Here is a 17700-nt window from a genome sequence, read left to right on the forward strand (position 1 = left end):
CATGCCGCATTTTATCGCTGAGTGTACCGACAACATCCGCGAACAGGCTGATTTACCCGGCCTGTTCGCCCAGGTCAATCAGGCGCTGGCCGCTACCGGCATCTTCCCGCTGGGTGGCATCCGCAGCCGCGCCATCTGGCTGGACACCTGGCAGATGGCCGACGGCAGGCAGGATTACGCCTTCGTGCATATGACGCTGAAAATCGGCAGCGGGCGTAGCCTGGAGAGCCGTGAAGAGGTCGGCGAAATGCTGTTTGGGCTGATAAAAAGCCACTTCGCCGCTCTGATGGAGAGCCGCTATCTGGCGCTGTCATTTGAGATTGAAGAACTGCACCCGACGCTGAACTACAAACAGAATAATGTCCACGCCTTGTTTAAATAGCGCGCCTTTTCGCCCGGTGGCGCTGCGCTTACCGGGCCTACAAAAGGCAAAACGATGCACGCACCGTAGGCCGGGTAAGCGTAGCGCCACCGGGTCGACAACGGCAGAACAATGCACCAACCGTAGGCCGGGTAAGCGTAGCGCCACCGGGTCGACAACGGAAGAACAATGCACCAACCGTAGGCCGGGTAAGCGTAGCGCCACCGGGTCGACAACGGCCAGAACAATGCACCAACCGTAGGCCGGGTAAGCGCAGCGCCACCGGGTCGACAACGGCCAGAACAATGCACCAACCGTAGGCCGGGTAAGCGCAGCGCCGCCGGGTCGACAACGGCCAGAACAATGCAACAACCGTAGGCCGGGTAAGCGTAGCGCCACCGGGTCGGCAACGGTCAGAACAATGCACCAACCGTAGGCCGGGTAAGCGCAGCGCCGCCGGGTCGACAACGGCCAGAACAATGCACCAACCGTAGACCGGGTAAGCGCAGCGCCACCGGGTCGACAACGGCCAGAACAATGCACCAACCGTAGGCCGGGTAAGCGTAGCGCCACCCGGCGCCGCGACACCGCGACACCGAACGAGGTAACAGGAAGCCACTATGCTCGATAAACAAACCCGCACCCTGATCGCCCAGCGACTGAATCAGGCCGAAAAACAACGTGAGCAGATCCGCGCGATCTCGCTGGATTATCCGTCGATCACCATTGAGGACGCCTACGCCGTCCAGCGCGAGTGGGTTGAGATGAAGATCGCCGAAGGGCGGGTGCTGAAGGGCCATAAGATCGGCCTGACCTCAAAAGCGATGCAGGCCAGTTCGCAAATTAGCGAGCCGGACTACGGCGCGCTGCTCGATGATATGTTTTTTCACGACGGTAGCGACATTCCGACCGACCGTTTTATCGTGCCGCGGATTGAAGTCGAGCTGGCTTTCGTGCTGGCGAAACCGCTGCGTGGTCCGAACTGCACCCTGTTCGACGTCTATAACGCCACCGACTATGTGATCCCGGCGCTGGAGCTGATCGACGCCCGCTGCCACAACATCGATCCGCAAACCCAGCGCCCGCGCAAAGTCTTCGACACCATCTCCGATAACGCCGCCAACGCCGGGGTGATCCTCGGCGGGCGGCCGATTAAGCCCGACGAGCTGGATCTGCGTTGGATCTCCGCCCTGCTGTACCGCAACGGGGTGATCGAAGAGACCGGCGTTGCCGCCGGGGTGCTCAACCATCCGGCAAACGGCGTCGCCTGGCTGGCGAATAAGCTGGCGCCATACGATGTCCAGCTGGAAGCCGGGCAGATCATCCTCGGCGGCTCGTTTACCCGCCCGGTACCGGCGCGTAAGGGTGATACCTTCCACGTCGATTACGGCAACATGGGCGCAATCAGCTGCCGCTTTGTGTAAGGGGAAGATGATGAATAACACGTTTAAAGAGGCGCTGCAGGCCGGACGGCCACAAATCGGCCTGTGGCTGGGGCTGTGCAGCAGCTACAGCGCCGAACTGCTGGCCGGCGCCGGGTTTGACTGGCTGCTGATTGACGGCGAACACGCGCCGAATAATGTACAAACGGTGTTGACCCAACTGCAGGCGATCGCCCCCTACTCCAGCCAGCCGGTGGTTCGCCCGTCGTGGAATGACCCGGTGCAGATTAAGCAATTGCTGGATATCGGCGCACAGACACTGCTGGTGCCGATGGTACAAAACGCCGAAGAAGCGCAGCTGGCGGTGAAGGCCACCCGCTATCCGCCGGCCGGTATTCGCGGCGTCGGCAGCGCCCTGGCGCGCGCTTCTCGCTGGAACCGCGTTCCGGACTATATCCATCAGGCCAACGATGCCATGTGCGTGCTGGTGCAGATTGAAACTCGCGAGGCGTTGAAAAATCTACCGCAGATTCTCGCGGTAGAAGGCGTCGACGGCGTGTTTATCGGCCCGGCGGATCTGAGCGCGGATATGGGCTTCGGCGGTAATCCGCAGCATCCTGAGGTGCAGGCGGCCATTGAAAGCGCCATCGTCCTGATTCGCGAGGCGGGTAAAGCCCCGGGCATTCTGATGGCCAATGAACAGCTGGCGAAACGCTACCTCGAGCTGGGGGCGCTGTTCGTCGCCGTCGGTGTCGATACCACCCTGCTGGCCCGCGGCGCAGAAGCGCTGGCAGCACGGTTTACCGACGCAATCACCACCACAACTGATAACAATAAATCCGTCTACTGAACGGATAATGTGGAGTGCATCATGACAACCTCTACCCTGCAACACAATGAAAATAAAGTCGTTGAAGTAGAAAATCGGGTGATCAAAAAGCTGTTCCGCCGCCTTATCACCTTCCTGTTCGTGCTTTTTGTTTTCTCATTTCTGGACCGCATTAATATCGGCTTCGCCGGGCTGACGATGGGCAAAGATCTCGGTCTGACCTCCACCATGTTTGGCCTGGCGGCGACGCTGTTTTACGTCACCTACGTGATGTGCGGGATCCCCAGCAATATCATGCTGGCGAAGGTCGGAGCCCGCCGCTGGATCGCCGGGATCATGGTGGTGTGGGGGATCGCGTCAACCTGTACGATGTTTGCCACCAACCCGCATACGCTGTATATCCTGCGCATGCTGGTTGGTATCGCTGAAGCCGGCTTCCTGCCAGGGATCCTGGTCTACCTGACCTGGTGGTTCCCGGCCTATCACCGCGCCCGCGCCAACGCCCTGTTTATGATAGCGATGCCGGTGACTATGATGCTTGGCTCTATCCTCTCCGGCTATATTCTGGCGCTTGATGGCCTGTGGAACCTGAAGGGCTGGCAGTGGCTGTTCCTGCTGGAAGGGCTGCCGTCGGTGGTGCTCGGCGTGGTGACCTGGTTCTTCCTCAACGATACCCCGGATCAGGCCAGCTGGCTGGATAAGGAGGAGAAGCAGGCGCTGAAAACGATGATTGCACGCGAGCGCGAAAGCGCCACCGTGATTCCAGCCTCCGGACGCTCTACCCTGCGGGAAGTGCTGACGCCGGCGGTGCTGATGTACACGCTCGCCTACTTCTGTCTGACCAATACCCTGAGCGCCATCAATATCTGGACTCCGCAGATCCTGCAAAGCTTCAACACCGGCAGTAGCAACATTGTGATCGGGATGCTGGCGGCGATTCCGCAGTTCTGTACGATTTTCGGGATGATCTGGTGGAGCCGGCGATCCGATCGGCGAAAAGAGCGCAAGATGCATACCATCCTGCCCTATCTGTTCGCCGCTGCCGGATGGCTGCTGGCCTCCGCCACCCACCACGCGCTGATCCAGCTGATCGGCATCATTATGGCCTCCGTGGGCTCTTTTACCGCCATGGCGATTTTCTGGACCACCCCGGATCGGGTGATCAGCCTGCAATCGCGGGCGGTGGCGCTGGCGGTCATCAACGCTATCGGCAATATCGGATCCGCCGTCAGCCCGCTGCTGATCGGTATTTTGCGTGATGCTACCGGCAGCTTTAGCTCCGGACTGTGGTTTGTCGCCGGACTGCTGGTCGTCGGCGCGCTGGTGCTGACCCGAATTCCGATGAGTGCGCGGGAAGACGCCGCCGCTGAGGCAGGACTCGCCGCCCAGAAAAGTCATTAAGGAGTGCCCATGTGTCAGCCCTCAATCGCTAATATCGATATCAACAAAGATTACGATGAGAGTCTGGGGACCGAGGATGTGCACTATCAGTCGTTTGCCCGCATGGCGGCCTTTTTTGGCCGCGACATGCAGGCGCATCGACACGACCAGTACTTTCAGATGCACTTTCTCGATACCGGGCAGATTGAACTGCAGCTCGACGATCACCGCTATTCGGTGCAGGCGCCGCTGTTTGTCCTGACGCCGCCGTCGGTGCCGCACGCTTTTATCACCGAGTCCGACAGCGACGGGCACGTGTTGACCGTGCACGAAGATCTGATCTGGCCGCTGCTGGAAGTCCTCTATCCCGGAACGCGGGAAGCGTTCGGGCTGCCGGGTATGTGTCTGTCGCTGGCGGATAAACCCGATGAACTGACGGCGCTGGCGCACTACTGGCAGCTGATTAAACGCGAATCGACCGCGCAGCTGCCGGGGCGCGAACATACCCTGGCGCTGCTGGCGCAGGCGGTGTTCACTCTGCTGCTGCGTAACGCCAGGCTCGACGATCATGCCGCCAGCGGTATGCGCGGCGAGCTGAAGCTGTTTCAGCGCTTTAACCAGATGATCGACAGTCACTACCACCAGCACTGGGCGGTACCGGACTATGCCAACGAGCTGCACGTTACCGAATCACGGCTGACCGACATCTGCCGCCGCTTTGCCAACCGACCGCCGAAGCGGTTGATCTTCGACCGCCAGCTACGTGAGGCCAAACGGCTGCTGCTGTTTTCCGATAGCGCGGTCAACGAGATAGCCTGGCAATTGGGGTTTAAAGACCCCGCCTATTTCGCTCGTTTTTTTAATCGCCAGGTCGGCTGTTCGCCCAGCAGCTACCGTGCGCAAAAAGTACCGGTGTCTTAATTCCCCGCTGGCGCTACGCTTAGCGAGGCGACGGCCCGCAGGTCGGATAAGCGCAGCGCCAGCGGCCGAAATACCGCCAGGGACATCACCCGGCCAGCGTAGCTACGCCGGGAAAAAGGCTGGCCTCTGCAGCGAAAACACCACCTCGATCACAGAACCACACTCCCCCTGAAAAGTACCTGCCGTTGTCGCAAACGTCCCTTCACGAATGACGCAATAACCGCTTCAATTGAACAACAAAAACAAAACATAAATTTAACATTAATACCCGAAATCATTCGCAGGCAGCCACCAGACAGGCAGCCCGAAGCAGGACGGGATATTCCGATAAATACTGAAGAGGCCCCTATGAAACCTGAAGATTTCCGCACAGACGCGAAACGCCCGTTAACCGGTGAAGAGTACCTGAAGAGCCTGCAGGATGGCCGCGAGATTTACATCTACGGCGAACGCGTCAAAGACGTCACCACGCATCCGGCCTTCCGCAACGCCGCCGCCTCCGTCGCCCAGCTGTACGATGCGCTGCATAAACCGGAAATGCAGGACTCCCTGTGCTGGAACACCGATACCGGCAGCGGCGGCTATACCCACAAATTCTTCCGCGTGGCGAAAAGCGCCGACGATCTGCGCCAGCAGCGCGATGCGATTGCCGAGTGGTCGCGCCTGAGCTACGGCTGGATGGGCCGTACCCCGGATTACAAAGCCGCCTTCGGCTGCGCGCTGGGTGCGAACCCGGCTTTCTACGGCCAGTTCGAACAGAACGCCCGCAACTGGTACACCCGCATTCAGGAAACCGGCCTGTACTTTAACCACGCCATCGTCAACCCGCCGATTGACCGTCATAAACCGGCCGACGAAGTGAAAGACGTCTACATCAAGCTGGAAAAAGAGACCGATGCCGGGATCATCGTCAGCGGCGCGAAAGTTGTCGCCACCAACTCGGCGCTGACCCACTACAACATGATCGGTTTTGGTTCTGCGCAGGTGATGGGGGAAAACCCGGACTTCGCCCTGATGTTCGTCGCGCCAATGGATGCCGAAGGCGTCAAACTGATCTCCCGCGCCTCCTATGAGATGGTTGCCGGGGTCACCGGATCGCCGTACGACTATCCGCTCTCCAGCCGCTTTGATGAAAACGATGCGATCCTGGTGATGGATAAGGTACTGATTCCGTGGGAAAACGTATTGATCTATCGCGATTTCGATCGCTGTCGTCGCTGGACGATGGAAGGCGGCTTTGCGCGTATGTATCCGCTGCAGGCCTGCGTACGCCTGGCGGTCAAACTCGACTTTATCACCGCCCTGCTCAAACGCTCGCTGGAATGTACCGGCACCATGGAGTTCCGCGGTGTACAGGCCGATCTCGGCGAAGTGGTCGCCTGGCGCAATATGTTCTGGGCGCTGAGCGACTCCATGTGTTCCGAAGCGACGCCGTGGGTGAATGGCGCCTGGCTGCCGGATCACGCCGCGCTGCAGACCTACCGCGTGATGGCGCCGATGGCCTATGCCAAGATCAAAAATATTATCGAACGTAACGTGACCAGCGGCCTGATCTACCTGCCATCCAGCGCACGCGATTTGAACAACCCGCAGATCGACCAGTATCTGGCGAAATACGTTCGCGGCTCCAACGGCATGGACCACGTTGAACGTATCAAGATCCTCAAGCTGATGTGGGACGCGATCGGCAGCGAATTCGGCGGCCGCCACGAGCTGTATGAAATCAACTATTCCGGAAGCCAGGACGAAATCCGCCTGCAGTGTCTGCGTCAGGCGCAAAGCTCCGGCAACATGGACAAAATGATGGCGATGGTCGACCGCTGCCTGTCCGAGTACGACCAGAACGGCTGGACGGTGCCACACCTGCACAACAACTCTGATATCAATATGTTGGATAAGCTGCTGAAGTAATTCGCAGCGGGAGGTCACAATGCAATTAGATGAACAACGACTGCGTTTTCGCGATGCCATGTCCAGCCTGTCGGCTGCGGTCAACGTCATTACTACCGAGGGTGACGCCGGCCGCTGCGGCATCACCGCCACCGCCGTGTGCTCGGTCACCGATACGCCGCCGTCGGTCATGGTGTGCATCAATGCCAACAGCGCGATGAACCCGGTATTCCAGGGCAACGGCAAACTGTGCGTTAACGTGCTGAACCATGAGCAGGAAGTGATGGCCCGCCATTTCGCCGGCATGACCGGGATGGCCATGGAAGACCGCTTTAGCCTCTCCTGCTGGCAAAAAGGGGCCCTGGGACAGCCGGTTCTGAAAGGGTCGCTGGCCAGCCTTGAAGGGGAGATAAGCCAGGTGCAGACCATCGGTAGCCACCTGGTCTATCTGGTCGAGATCAAGAACATCACCCTGAGCCAGGAAGGCCATGGGCTGATTTACTTTAAGCGCCGTTTCCATCCGGTGATGATGGAAATCGAGGTCGCGGTATAACGTTCTGCCACCTTCGCTTCTGACATTCTCTTTTCTGTGCCCTGTTCTCTGTTCTCCTCTCTTTTTCCTCTCCCCTGCGGGGAGGAAAAAGAGGTGGAAAAAATCTTGTGATCTCAATCACATGTTTACCCGCTGCTCATTTCCTGCCCAACCGCTTATCCCGCCTGGCAACCGCTTAACCCCACATATAACCACTCACAGATTTACCCAACTTTACGCGCGCGGAGTTCTGGCAAGATCGTCCCCAGCATAGCTAACCAATACCTCCTCAAACCCTAACTTAAACCCAGACGGCTTCGGCCCATTATTCATCTTATTAACGCCAGGTTTTACTATGGATACTAAAAAGTTATTCAAGCACATACCCTGGGTGATTCTTGGAATCATCGGGGCATTTTGCCTCTCAGTCGTCGCTCTGCGCCGCGGTGAGCACGTCAGTGCGCTGTGGATCGTGGTGGCGTCAGTTTCCGTCTACCTCGTCGCCTACCGTTATTACAGCCTGTATATCGCGCAAAAGGTGATGAAGCTCGATCCTACGCGTTCTACGCCGGCGGTGATTAACAACGATGGTCTGAACTACGTCCCGACCAACCGCTACGTGCTGTTCGGCCACCACTTTGCCGCTATCGCCGGTGCCGGTCCGCTGGTGGGTCCGGTTCTCGCCGCGCAGATGGGCTACCTGCCGGGTACCCTGTGGCTGCTGGCGGGGGTGGTACTGGCCGGGGCGGTACAGGACTTTATGGTGCTGTTTATCTCCTCGCGTCGTAACGGTGCCTCGCTGGGTGAGATGATCAAGCAAGAGATGGGGCCGGTTCCGGGTTCCATTGCGCTATTCGGCTGCTTCCTGATTATGATCATCATCCTCGCGGTGCTGGCGCTGATCGTGGTAAAAGCGCTGGCAGAAAGCCCGTGGGGCGTCTTCACCGTCTGTTCGACCGTCCCGATCGCCCTGTTTATGGGGATCTATATGCGCTTCCTGCGCCCGGGTCGCGTGGGTGAAGTGTCGGTGATTGGTATCGTCCTGCTGGTGGCTTCCATTTACTTCGGCGGCATCATTGCCCACGACCCGTACTGGGGTCCGGCGCTGACCTTTAAAGACACCACCATCACCTTTACCCTGATCGGCTACGCGTTTATCTCCGCGCTGCTGCCGGTGTGGCTGATTCTGGCGCCGCGTGATTACCTCGCGACCTTCCTGAAAATCGGCGTTATCGTTGGCCTGGCGCTGGGCATCGTGATCCTCAACCCGGATCTGAAAATGCCGGCGGTCACCCAGTACATCGATGGTACCGGTCCGCTGTGGAAAGGTGCGCTGTTCCCGTTCCTGTTTATCACTATCGCCTGTGGCGCGGTATCTGGCTTCCACGCGCTGATCGCCTCCGGCACCACGCCGAAGCTGCTGGCCAATGAAACCGACGCCCGCTTTATCGGCTACGGCGCGATGCTGATGGAGTCCTTCGTGGCGGTGATGGCGCTGGTTGCGGCGTCGATCATCGAGCCGGGCCTCTACTTCGCGATGAACACCCCGCCGGCAGGCCTGGGCATCACCATGCCGAACCTGCACGAAATGGGCGGTGAAAACGCCGCGTTGATTGCCGCACAGCTGAAAGATGTGACCGTCCACGCCGCGGCGACCGTCAGCTCCTGGGGCTTTGTGATTTCACCTGAGCAGATCCTGCAAACGGCGAAAGATATCGGCGAGCCGTCGGTACTGAACCGCGCGGGCGGCGCGCCGACTCTGGCCGTTGGTATCGCTCACGTGTTCCACAAAATCATGCCGATGGCGGATATGGGCTTCTGGTACCACTTCGGTATTCTGTTTGAAGCGCTGTTTATCCTTACCGCGCTGGATGCCGGTACCCGTGCAGGCCGCTTTATGCTGCAGGATCTGCTGGGCAACTTCGTGCCGTTCCTCAAGAAAACCGACTCGCTGGTGGCCGGCATTATCGGCACCGCGGGCTGCGTCGGACTGTGGGGCTACCTGCTGTATCAGGGCGTGGTCGATCCGCTGGGCGGCGTGAAGAGCCTGTGGCCGCTGTTCGGTATCTCTAACCAGATGCTGGCCGCCGTGGCGCTGGTGCTTGGTACCGTGGTACTGGTCAAAATGCAGCGTACTAAATACATCTGGGTTACGGTGATCCCGGCCGCATGGCTGCTGCTGTGCACCACCTGGGCGCTGGGTCTGAAACTGTTCAGCACCAACCCGCAGATGGAAGGCTTCTTCTTCATGGCTCAGCAGTATAAAGAGAAGATTGCTTCCGGCGGCGAACTGACCGCGCAGCAGATTGCTAACATGAACCATATCGTGGTGAACAACTACACTAACGCCGGTCTGAGTATTCTGTTCCTGGTGGTGGTTTACAGCATCATCTTCTACGGCATCAAAACGTGGCTCAACGTGCGTAACAACAAAGTCCGCACCGACAAAGAGACCCCGTACGTGCCAGTACCGGAAGGCGGCGTGAAAACCTCTTCCCATCACTAAGCCTTAATACCGGATAGCGCTACGTTTATCCGGTCTGCAAAGGTCCTGTAGGCCCGGTCAGCGTAGCGCCACCGGGCTTTTTCTATCTGGAACTCACGATGTTTGGTAACTTAGGCGAAGCAAAAAAATACCTGGGTCAGGCAGCCAAAATGCTGATTGGCATTCCGGACTACGACAATTACGTCGAGCATATGAAAGCCAACCATCCGGATAAGCCTTACATGACCTATAACGAATTCTTCCGCGAACGCCAGCAGGCCCGCTACGGCGGCGACGGCAAAGGCGGCGTACGCTGCTGTTAATGGAGGCAAACATGGCACCGATTGCAGTCACCCTGTTGACCGGGTTTCTTGGCGCGGGTAAAACCACCCTGCTGCGCCATATTCTTAACGAACAGCACGGCTTTAAAATCGCCGTTATCGAAAATGAATTTGGCGAAGTCGCCGTTGACGATCAGCTGATTGGCGACCGCGCCACGCAGATCAAAACCCTGACCAACGGCTGCATCTGCTGCACCCGTTCCAACGAGCTGGAAGACGCGCTGCTCGACCTGCTCGACAGCCGCGATCGCGGCGACATTGATTTTGACCGGCTGGTGATTGAGTGCACCGGCATGGCCGACCCTGGCCCGATTATTCAGACCTTCTTCTCTCATGAGATTCTCTGCGAACGCTATCTGCTCGACGGGGTGATTGCGCTGGTGGATGCGGTCCATTCCGACCAACAGATGAACCAGTTCACCATCGCCCAGTCGCAGGTGGGCTACGCCGATCGTATCCTGCTGACAAAAACGGACGTGGCGGGCGACAGCGACAAGCTGCGCGAACGGCTGGCGCGGATCAACGCCCGGGCGCCGGTTTATACCGTAGTCCACGGTGATATCGACCTGAGCCAGCTGTTTAATACCAGCGGCTTTATGCTGGAAGAGAATGTCGTGAGCAGCGTGCCGCGCTTCCACTTTATCGCCGATAAGCAAAACGACGTCGCGTCTATCGTGGTCGAGCTGGATTACCCGGTCGATATCAGCGAAGTGTCGCGGGTGATGGAAAACCTGCTGCTCTCTTTCGCCGAACAGCTGATGCGCTACAAAGGGATGCTGTGGATTGACGGCGAGCCAAATCGCCTGCTGTTCCAGGGCGTCCAGCGCTTATACAGCGCCGACTGGGATCGCCCGTGGGGCGATGAAGCGCCTCACAGCACGCTGGTGTTTATCGGCATTAATTTGCCGGAAGAGGAGATTCGCGCGGCGTTTGCCGGCTTGCGCAAATAACGGTTCGGGCGTTCCCTCTTCCTGGGGGAGAGGGGCAACGCGAGGGCATCAGGCGGTACAAAATTCCTTTCGGGTATCACGATAAATAATGTTCCCTTCGGTGTACTTCCAGACGATGGCTTCATGATGCAATTCAGGCTTTCACTTAAGATATTAGAGTCAGTTTTAATCACAAAAATGTAAATTTAAGTATTTACTTATAACTATAGAAATATTTCTGGAAATTATTAGAAAGCAAATTAGTTCAGCCCCAATCAATATCTCCCCTCTGTTCAATTGCTGTTTAGGCAAAAAATTAAACTGACCCTAAACGGCAAAACGTTAATCGTTGACGCGGCGACAAGGTAACGCATTCACAACATCAAAAAAGTTTTTCGATAACATTTACGGTATAAAACATCGATTAACATCACATTTGCAGCCGTAAATATCACCTGTTAGGGTGTCTGCAGATTAATTTGATGACGAGGCATAAACCATGAAAAAGCTCAATATCCTTATCCTTTCTGCGCTGACCGCAGTTTCCGGCTCCGCAATGGCGATGGGCTTTACCGTCGAGCAGGGGAAAAACTTTACCAACCTTAATATGGAACTGGGTAAATCCTCCTCCGGTCTTTATGCCGAAAGTCACTGGCTCAAAAATACCGACGATGGTACTCAGACCGGCGGCGTTGGCGCAGGTTATAACCTGGAAGTTGGCCCGGTGATGCTGAATGCCGGCGCGAAAGCCATCTACCTTGGGCCGAAAAAAGGCGATAACGGCGTGGCGTTCCCAATCGGTGGCGGCGTTAACGTTGCGCTGACCGACAGCATCCACGTATTTGGCGAAGGTTATGCCGCGCCGGAAGGCCTGAATAACAGCGTGAAAAACTACGTTGAAGCCAACGGCGGCGTGAGCTGGACTCCGATTACCCCGGTAACGCTGAAAGTGGGTTACCGTCACGTGAGCGTCGACGGGAAAGACGGCCGTCCAAACCACACCCTGATTGACGGCGCCTATATTGGCGGTGGTGTCACCTTCTGACCCGCCGATAAGCGTAAAAAAACCTGCCATCCGGCAGGTTTTTTCTTTTAGCATCCTAATCTTACCGGCGAATCACCACCAGCTTCTGGTTCACAAACTCTTTAATCCCCAGATCGGACAGCTCGCGGCCAAAGCCAGAGCGCTTCACGCCGCCGAACGGCAGCTCCGGCGCGGTATCGGTTAACCAGTTGATATAGACCATCCCGGTTTCGATCCGCGACGCCATCCGTTTCGCCCGTTCGATATCCTGGCTGAACACGGCGCCCCCCAGACCATAGTGCGAATCGTTCGCCAGCTTCACCGCCTCGTCGTCGTCCTTCACTACGTAGATTTGCGCCACCGGGCCGAAAAACTCTTCAAAGTACGCCGGGTTATCGCGAGTAATGCCGGTCAGTATGGTTGGCTCGAAAAAGCTGCCTTCCCGCGGCGCCGGTTTGCCGCCCAGATGCACTCTGGCGCCGTTTTTCACCGCCTCATCCACCTGTCTGGTCAGCGTTTCCAGCGCATCTTTCGAGGAGAGCGGACCCAGCGTCGTACTCTCGTCCAGCGGATCGCCGATTTTCACCTGGCGGAAGGCTTCAGTAAATTGGCTCAAGAACTGGTCGGCAATTTTTTCGTGCAGGATAAAACGTTTCGCTGCAGTGCACACCTGACCGGCATTGTTGAGCCGTGCCTGTACGCCAGTCTTCACCGCCTTCTCCAGACTGGCATCGTCCAGTACCACAAACACATCGTTGCCGCCCAGTTCGAGGGTTGCCTTTTTGATGTATTTTGCCGCCTGGGACGCCACCACGCTGCCGGCCTTTTCCGAACCGGTCAGCGCCGCCCCCTGGACGCGATCGTCGGCAATAATTTTCGCCACCTGCTCCTGGGAGATAAAGAGGTTGGTCCACGCGCCGTCCGGCGCTCCCGCCTCACGCACCAGATGGGCGAAGGTCTCCGCACAATGCGGAACGATGCTGGCATGTTTGGCGATAACCGGGTTCCCCGCCGCCAGATTTGGCGCCAGTACCCGCATCAGCTGGTAGTAAGGAAAGTTCCAGGGTTCCACGGCCATCAGCACGCCGATGGGATGGTGTTCAACCCAGGCCTCGCCGATGGCGGAAGGATATTTCACCGGAGCCAGAAACGATTTCGCATTATCGGCATAGTAGCGGGCGATTTGCGCACAGAGCTTCACCTCGCCGCGGCTTTGCGCAATCAGTTTCCCCATCTCCTGACTGGCGATTTTCGCCAGTTCTTCAACCCGGCTGTCGATCAGATCCGCCAGCCTGTGCAGAACGGGTAAACGCCGGTCGATATCCCCCTTCGACCACGCGGAATGGTAGAGCGCATCCGCCTTCTGCAGCGCCGCTTCGACGTCCGCATCGCTGTGCGCAGCATACTGTTTAATCAGCTGATTATTTGCAGGATTCACCGTCTGATAAGCCATATCGTATGTCTCCTTGTTATCGCTATTTACGTAGTCATAAAAACTACTCAGGGTATTAAGGTTAGTAGAGATGGCTGGGCATGAAGGTAAAGTTAGGTATTTACGGAGGATTCTGGCCGGAGATCGTCAGACGATATCCGGCGCGGAACAGGCTTAACGAGGAAGTCAGTAATAGCGGCCAGGGCGTCTGATCAGGCCATGTGGCGACACAATTAACGCTTAGCGGCGGTAATCTCCTCTTCTGACAGGCCGGTGATACGCAGCACCGTCTCCAGAGCGATGCCATTCGCCAGCATCATCCGGGCAATACGCAGCCCTTCGATTCTCTGGCCCGCAATCTGGCCTTCGCGGCGCCCTTCAAGCTTACCTTTTCTACGCCCAACTTCCTGAAGTCTTTCCGCAATAGTCATCAGCCCCTCCTTATGATGCTGCGGCGCCCGCCGGGCAAGCTCACGAATAAACCTGCCAAAACGGGGGGCATCGCCGGAATATACCAGGTAATTAAACAACGTTTTTAGCTGGCCGTCATTAGTATATTCCTTAACCAAAATGACAATTAGCTGCTCAACCAGCCCCGTCAAATCGCGCTGGCGGATATGCTTTTGCATGAACTCCAGCAACGCTACGCGTCGGTGCTGGACGATCTCGTCATCCGGGATCACCGTAATATCCACCAGCGGAAAAGCGGTCGCATATAATCCGCGGGCATGAGCCGGGTGGGTAAAGCCATCCAGCCAGCACAACGAATAAGGGTAAGGCGTGGCGATACCGTGATAGAACAGCATGGGTATCACCAGAGGCAGGCGTTTATGTCCGGCATCCAGATGACGCTGCATCGCCGCAATGGCATAGCGCATCAGCCTGAAGGCCATATGGGCATCCGGCGAGCTTTGGTGCTCAATAACGACGTAAATATAGCCCTCGCCGGCGGTGGTTTTTAGCGACCAAAGCACATCGGAGTAGCAAGCACGCAGGTCCTCCTCAATAAAACTTGCGGATTCAAGCCGTAGCGTCTCCAGCTCGCAAAGCTGGCGTAGCGAGGACGGCAGATGGATATCCAAAAAATCTCGCGCGGTATCCGTATGCCGGAGAAACTTTTTGAAAACCGCATCATGCGGCGTCGACGTTGAGCCTTTTTGCATGGTCAATAGCCTGCGCGGAGGGACACTAAAACGACTCTACCCGCCGCTAGCCCAGCGCACACGCCGCCGCTTATCTCTTTGCGCGCCGGGACGGAAGATATTTTTATCCGGCGGTAACAACGACAATTTTTTTCCTGCCCGCTCGCAGAACGCCCCGCAGACAGGCGTCAGCGGGCGTGCTATAAACCCCTATCCCCTTCGCTAAGGAGTCTTTCGTGAACCATACGCGCGATATCCTACAAACCTTCTGGCGCGACGAGCAGCTGCCCTGGCTGGAACTACGCAGCACCCGGCAAAGCCGCCAGGCCTATAAACGGCACCGCCATTCGCAGCTCTCTGTGGGGGCGATTATCGAAGGGGAAACGTGCTGTCTGTGCAACGGGCGGGAATATCTGCTGCGTCCCGGCGATCTGATCATTATCCCCGCTCAAGCGCCGCACAGCTGTAACCCGCGCGATGGCCGGCCGCGCAGCTACCATATGCTGTACCTCGATATGACGTGGTGCCGGCAACAGCTGCCGCTTTTCCCGAGTCAGGCGCAGGTACACGCGCCGCAGCCCGTGATCCGCGATCCTGAGCTTTTCAAACGATATCAGCAGATTGTGGCGCTGATGGAGCGGCAGAAAACGGCAGCGCTCCCCGAACAGGTCGCGCAACTGCTGCGGGCGCTCCCGCTATCCGCCGCCCCGCCACTACCGCTGCGCGCGACCAGTTCACGGATCTTCAGTCGCCTGGCGGCCGATTTACAAGAACCGCCCTCTCTTGATGCGCTGGCCCACGAGTTCGCCCTGCGCAAAGAGACGTTGATTCGCACCTTTAAGCAGGACACTGGCCTGACGCCCGCCAGCTTTATGAATATGGCACGCATCGAATTTGCCAAAACGCGCCTGCGCGCCGGAGATGAGATCGCCGACGTCGGCTACCAGGCCGGGTTTGCCGACCAGAGTCATTTCCACAAAACCTTTGTCAGCTACACCGCCGCTACGCCGCGCCAGTACGCACTTGGCCGATCAATATCAGACAATAATTAGCGCCCCGCTTGCCATAGGCTGATCTCAGGTTCTTTGTGAGGTCGCTATGGACATGCTTACGTCGTTTTTCCCGCCCGCGTTTCCGGCGCTGGCGCTCTCCCACTTCGTTGCTCTGCTTAGCCCGGGGCCAGATTTCTTTTTACTGATGGGCTACGCCATTCGCTATCGCCTGCGCGGCAGCGTCGGCCTGTGCGTCGGTATTGCCGCCGGGAACGGGCTGTACATTATGCTGGCGATTATCGGCTGGGGCGTACTGCGTCAGGCGCCGCTGCTGTTCACCGTCGTCGAGCTGCTGGGCGCCGCATATCTGCTGTGGATTGGCAGCCTGCTGCTGAGAAGCCGCCCGACGACGCTGGATGTCCGCAGCGCCTCGGCTTCACGCCCGTCGCGGGTAAAACAGCTTCTTCTCGGGCTGGGTTCTTCGCTACTCAATCCTAAAAACGCCCTGTTTTATCTGGCGCTGATGACCTCGTTGCTGGGTCCGGACGTCACGTTGATGCAGCAGGCCGTCAGCGGAGTCTGGATGATCAGTATCGTGCTGCTGTGGGATCTCTTACTGGTGACGATGATTGCCCTGCCGGCGGTGCAGCGTCGCCTTTCCACCGTCGTCTGGCGCGTTGAGCGGGCGGCCGGCGGCGTACTGATGGCTTTTGGCTGCTGGATTGTGTGGCAGTTTTTGCACGAGTCCGCCGTCAGGCTATATGCTTAAGCCTATGGAAAAAATCGCTGAACTGAAACGCGCCAAACTGCTGGCGCTGTCGCTACTGCTGATTGCGGTCGCCATTTTTATCACCACCCTGCTGCTACCGCCGACGCCGTGGGTCAGCGCACTCAAAGCCATCTCCGAAGCGGCGATGGTCGGGGCGCTGGCCGACTGGTTCGCGGTGGTGGCTCTGTTTCGCCGTATCCCGCTGCCGTTTATCTCCCGACATACGGCGATTATTCCCCGCAATAAGGACAGGATCGCCGATAATCTTGGTTATTTCGTGCAGGAAAAATTTCTCGATACGCCCTCGCTGGTGGCGCTCATCCGTCGCTATGAACCTGCCCTGATGCTCGGCAACTGGTTCAGCCAGCCGGAAAACGCCCGCCGAGTGGGCCATCATCTGCTGCAGGTCATGAGCGGTTTTCTGGAACTGACCGACGACGCCCGTATCCAGCGTCTGCTGCGCCGGGCGGTACATAAGGCGATTGATAAGGTCGATCTGACGCAGACCAGCGCCATGATGCTGGAGGGATTAACCCGCAACAATCGCCATCAGAAGCTGCTGGACTCGCTCATTACCCAGCTCATTGCGTTGCTGCAGCGCGACAGTTCGCGCGCGTTTATTGCCCGCGGTATTGTCCACTGGCTGGAGACCGAGCATCCGCTGAAGGCCAAAATTCTGCCCACCGAATGGCTGGGCGAGCACAGCGCCGACATGGTGACCGACGCGGTGAATACGCTGCTCGACGAAGTCACCCAGGATCGCAGCCATCAGATCCGCCAGGCGTTCGATCGCGCCACCTTAAAACTGATCGATAACCTGAAAACCGATCCGCTGCTGGCGGAAAAAGCGGAGGGCATCAAGGCGTACCTGAAAAATGATGAGGCCTTTAACCGCTATCTCAGCGAGGTATGGGCCGACCTGCGGGCGTGGATCAAGAACGATGTCACCCGCGACGACTCGCGGATTCAACAGCGGATTGCCGATGCCGGGCAGTGGTTTGGCGAAACGCTGCTCCACGATGACGCGCTGCGCGAGTCGCTAAACGAACACCTGGAGCAGGCGGCCCATCGGGTGGCGCCAGAGTTTGCCGCCTTCCTGACTCGTCATATCAGCGATACGGTCAAAAGCTGGGATGCGCGGGATATGTCGCGGCAAATTGAACTCAATATCGGCAAAGACCTGCAGTTTATCCGTATCAACGGCACCCTGGTCGGCGGCTCTATCGGCCTGATACTGTGGCTGTTCTCGCAGATCCCGACCCTGTTTCTGCATTAAGCGAGCGCAAAACAG

16 protein-coding genes are annotated in these 17700 nt (G+C 57.8%); 14 read left to right on the forward strand and 2 right to left on the reverse strand.

What is annotated here, in order from left to right:
- Window position 1 precedes the first annotated feature (1 nt).
- The 11 genes from OQV00_RS22950 (at window position 2) to OQV00_RS23000 (ending at window position 12095) form a co-directional block, all read left to right on the forward strand.
- Window positions 2-382: a 5-carboxymethyl-2-hydroxymuconate Delta-isomerase gene (locus OQV00_RS22950; protein WP_032716515.1), complete on the forward strand. Its 381-nt coding sequence runs from the start codon at window positions 2-4 to the stop codon at window positions 380-382.
- A 599-nt stretch (window positions 383-981) separates the two neighbouring features.
- Window positions 982-1785 carry a 2-oxo-hept-4-ene-1,7-dioate hydratase gene (gene hpaH / locus OQV00_RS22955; protein WP_004857566.1) on the forward strand — a complete coding sequence of 268 codons (804 nt, stop codon included), beginning with the start codon at window positions 982-984 and terminating at the stop codon, window positions 1783-1785.
- A gap of 10 nt (window positions 1786-1795) precedes the next feature.
- Window positions 1796-2593 carry a 4-hydroxy-2-oxoheptanedioate aldolase gene (gene hpaI, locus OQV00_RS22960; RefSeq protein WP_004857565.1) on the forward strand — a complete coding sequence of 266 codons (798 nt, stop codon included), beginning with the start codon at window positions 1796-1798 and terminating at the stop codon, window positions 2591-2593.
- A 21-nt stretch (window positions 2594-2614) separates the two neighbouring features.
- Window positions 2615-3973: a 4-hydroxyphenylacetate permease gene (hpaX, locus tag OQV00_RS22965; RefSeq protein ID WP_004857564.1), complete on the forward strand. Its 1359-nt coding sequence runs from the start codon at window positions 2615-2617 to the stop codon at window positions 3971-3973.
- 9 nt (window positions 3974-3982) lie between these two features.
- Window positions 3983-4873: a 4-hydroxyphenylacetate catabolism regulatory protein HpaA gene (gene hpaA, locus OQV00_RS22970; RefSeq protein ID WP_004857563.1), complete on the forward strand. Its 891-nt coding sequence runs from the start codon at window positions 3983-3985 to the stop codon at window positions 4871-4873.
- A gap of 348 nt (window positions 4874-5221) precedes the next feature.
- Entirely contained in the window at window positions 5222-6784 is a 1563-nt protein-coding gene (gene hpaB, locus OQV00_RS22975; protein ID WP_004857561.1) for a 4-hydroxyphenylacetate 3-monooxygenase, oxygenase component, read from the forward strand.
- A gap of 19 nt (window positions 6785-6803) precedes the next feature.
- Complete coding sequence (locus tag OQV00_RS22980) at window positions 6804-7316, forward strand: 4-hydroxyphenylacetate 3-monooxygenase reductase subunit (protein WP_004857559.1); 513 nt, start codon at window positions 6804-6806, stop codon at window positions 7314-7316.
- A gap of 334 nt (window positions 7317-7650) precedes the next feature.
- Window positions 7651-9801 carry a pyruvate/proton symporter BtsT gene (btsT, locus tag OQV00_RS22985; protein ID WP_004857557.1) on the forward strand — a complete coding sequence of 717 codons (2151 nt, stop codon included), beginning with the start codon at window positions 7651-7653 and terminating at the stop codon, window positions 9799-9801.
- Window positions 9802-9899: 98 nt separating this feature from the next.
- Window positions 9900-10103, forward strand: coding sequence for a YbdD/YjiX family protein (locus OQV00_RS22990; protein WP_004857555.1), 204 nt, complete (start codon window positions 9900-9902; stop codon window positions 10101-10103).
- An 11-nt stretch (window positions 10104-10114) separates the two neighbouring features.
- Window positions 10115-11071, forward strand: coding sequence for a GTPase (gene yjiA / locus OQV00_RS22995; protein ID WP_266279466.1), 957 nt, complete (start codon window positions 10115-10117; stop codon window positions 11069-11071).
- Window positions 11072-11549: 478 nt separating this feature from the next.
- Complete coding sequence (locus OQV00_RS23000) at window positions 11550-12095, forward strand: YfaZ family outer membrane protein (RefSeq protein ID WP_004857551.1); 546 nt, start codon at window positions 11550-11552, stop codon at window positions 12093-12095.
- A gap of 61 nt (window positions 12096-12156) precedes the next feature.
- On the opposite strand, the gene OQV00_RS23005 is transcribed toward OQV00_RS23000, so the two are convergent.
- Complete coding sequence (locus tag OQV00_RS23005; RefSeq protein WP_004857549.1) at window positions 12157-13527, reverse strand: NAD-dependent succinate-semialdehyde dehydrogenase; 1371 nt, start codon at window positions 13525-13527, stop codon at window positions 12157-12159.
- 212 nt (window positions 13528-13739) lie between these two features.
- A complete protein-coding gene (locus tag OQV00_RS23010; protein ID WP_048024643.1) occupies window positions 13740-14669 on the reverse strand; it encodes an Rpn family recombination-promoting nuclease/putative transposase in 930 nt (309 codons plus the stop codon).
- A gap of 215 nt (window positions 14670-14884) precedes the next feature.
- Here OQV00_RS23010 and OQV00_RS23015 point away from each other — a divergent pair, with 215 nt between their 5' ends.
- Genes OQV00_RS23015 through OQV00_RS23025 form a run of 3 tightly spaced genes read left to right on the forward strand, consistent with a single transcriptional unit; the run spans window position 14885 to window position 17685 of the window.
- Window positions 14885-15700 (forward strand): AraC family transcriptional regulator, encoded by an 816-nt coding sequence (locus tag OQV00_RS23015; RefSeq protein WP_015585215.1) that lies wholly within the window; start codon window positions 14885-14887, stop codon window positions 15698-15700.
- A gap of 46 nt (window positions 15701-15746) precedes the next feature.
- Entirely contained in the window at window positions 15747-16409 is a 663-nt protein-coding gene (locus OQV00_RS23020) for a LysE family translocator (protein ID WP_266279468.1), read from the forward strand.
- On the forward strand, window positions 16402-17685 hold the full coding sequence (locus OQV00_RS23025) for a DUF445 domain-containing protein (protein WP_004857542.1): 1284 nt from the start codon (window positions 16402-16404) through the stop codon (window positions 17683-17685). Before OQV00_RS23020 ends, OQV00_RS23025 begins: the two co-directional genes overlap by 8 nt.
- Window positions 17686-17700 lie beyond the last annotated feature (15 nt).

Origin of the sequence: Klebsiella sp. DY2415, assembly GCF_026314315.1 — a bacterium.
Taxonomy (GTDB): domain Bacteria; phylum Pseudomonadota; class Gammaproteobacteria; order Enterobacterales; family Enterobacteriaceae; genus Klebsiella; species Klebsiella ornithinolytica.

What these genes read in the sequence shown, in the direction of transcription:
- OQV00_RS23020 (WP_266279468.1), top strand. Translation starts at nt 15,747, where the DNA reads ATGGACATGCTTACGTCGTTTTTCCCGCCCGCGTTTCCGGCGCTGGCG.
- hpaI (WP_004857565.1), top strand. Translation starts at nt 1,796, where the DNA reads ATGAATAACACGTTTAAAGAGGCGCTGCAGGCCGGACGGCCACAAATC.
- hpaH (WP_004857566.1), top strand. Translation starts at nt 982, where the DNA reads ATGCTCGATAAACAAACCCGCACCCTGATCGCCCAGCGACTGAATCAG.
- OQV00_RS22980 (WP_004857559.1), top strand. Translation starts at nt 6,804, where the DNA reads ATGCAATTAGATGAACAACGACTGCGTTTTCGCGATGCCATGTCCAGC.
- OQV00_RS23000 (WP_004857551.1), top strand. Translation starts at nt 11,550, where the DNA reads ATGAAAAAGCTCAATATCCTTATCCTTTCTGCGCTGACCGCAGTTTCC.
- OQV00_RS22990 (WP_004857555.1), top strand. Translation starts at nt 9,900, where the DNA reads ATGTTTGGTAACTTAGGCGAAGCAAAAAAATACCTGGGTCAGGCAGCC.
- OQV00_RS23025 (WP_004857542.1), top strand. Translation starts at nt 16,402, where the DNA reads ATGCTTAAGCCTATGGAAAAAATCGCTGAACTGAAACGCGCCAAACTG.
- hpaB (WP_004857561.1), top strand. Translation starts at nt 5,222, where the DNA reads ATGAAACCTGAAGATTTCCGCACAGACGCGAAACGCCCGTTAACCGGT.
- OQV00_RS23010 (WP_048024643.1), bottom strand. Translation starts at nt 14,669, where the DNA reads ATGCAAAAAGGCTCAACGTCGACGCCGCATGATGCGGTTTTCAAAAAG.
- yjiA (WP_266279466.1), top strand. Translation starts at nt 10,115, where the DNA reads ATGGCACCGATTGCAGTCACCCTGTTGACCGGGTTTCTTGGCGCGGGT.
- btsT (WP_004857557.1), top strand. Translation starts at nt 7,651, where the DNA reads ATGGATACTAAAAAGTTATTCAAGCACATACCCTGGGTGATTCTTGGA.
- OQV00_RS22950 (WP_032716515.1), top strand. Translation starts at nt 2, where the DNA reads ATGCCGCATTTTATCGCTGAGTGTACCGACAACATCCGCGAACAGGCT.
- hpaX (WP_004857564.1), top strand. Translation starts at nt 2,615, where the DNA reads ATGACAACCTCTACCCTGCAACACAATGAAAATAAAGTCGTTGAAGTA.
- OQV00_RS23005 (WP_004857549.1), bottom strand. Translation starts at nt 13,527, where the DNA reads ATGGCTTATCAGACGGTGAATCCTGCAAATAATCAGCTGATTAAACAG.
- hpaA (WP_004857563.1), top strand. Translation starts at nt 3,983, where the DNA reads ATGTGTCAGCCCTCAATCGCTAATATCGATATCAACAAAGATTACGAT.